1 protein-coding gene is annotated in these 960 nt (G+C 45.7%); it reads left to right on the forward strand.

The genetic code is table 11. The annotated features are described in order from the left end of the window. On the forward strand, positions 1-673 hold a 673-nt coding region (locus RIG68_RS13205), incomplete at its 5' end, for a lytic transglycosylase (protein WP_350122885.1). Between the last annotated feature and the right edge of the window lie 287 nt (positions 674-960).

Consider the following 960-nt stretch of genomic DNA (forward strand, 5'->3'; position numbering starts at 1 on the left):
CAAACCTGAGGTGGGCCGGGTGCTTTGGCTCAGGCAAAGACGACCCTCTTCAGTGGATGTAGAGATAAAAGATAACAGTGAAGACTATTTGCCGGCCATTGTCAAAAGTGAGCCTGCACCGCCCCCACGCAGGGAACCAGCGGTAGTGGTGCGGGAGGAAGAAATACAAGCTACTGAGACGGTAAAGCCTTTTGATGAGGAGCCCGCTTTGGCGACGGAAGAGCTGATTTTCGAAGAGCAAGAAGAGCCTGAACCCATCGTCAATACTTCAAATGTTGAACAAGAAAAGAAAGAGGGTCGGGTTTTGACTCCTGCCAGCGAGGCCGCCAGGGATATCCATGTTGTAAACAAGGGAGAGACCCTGCACGGCATTGCACGACACTATGGCGTTACCAAAGCCGAGCTACAGCAGTGGAATGACCTTTCCGACAACAGTATACTTTCGATAGGACAAGAGCTGCTGCTGATTAAGCGAGACACCAGTGATGTAAAGGAGGTTTTGAATCCATCGGTGCTGCCAGCCAACAGGGTGACGGTGCATGTGGTTCAACCTGGCGACACCATGTATTCAATTGCCAGAAAGTACAATATTGCAATAGAAAAACTGATGAAACTGAATGATAAACGAAACTTTGTCCTTTCGATTGGCGAAAACCTAAAAGTTACCGATTGATTTTTTTTCTCCCCTTAAGGGCGTAAATTTAGAGTTAAAATTTCAGTCAGTCAGCTTTTTCGTTTCGTTACCCGTTTCTTTTTATCACGCAACCTGACAGTGTAGCCTAGAGCTTTTATTAAGTGGAAGAATTTGAACAAAATAGCACCCCAAAAGTGAGCCTTGTCATGCTTGTGGATGACAATGACACCGACAACTTTCTCAGTAAGAAGATAATGGAGCATGTCAATTTTTCCGAAAGTATCCTGATAAAGAATACCGGGAAGAGTGCCCTTGAGTACTTACAT

Origin of the sequence: Imperialibacter sp. (genome assembly GCF_040222385.1) — a bacterium.
Classification (GTDB): Bacteria; Bacteroidota; Bacteroidia; order Cytophagales; family Cyclobacteriaceae; genus Imperialibacter.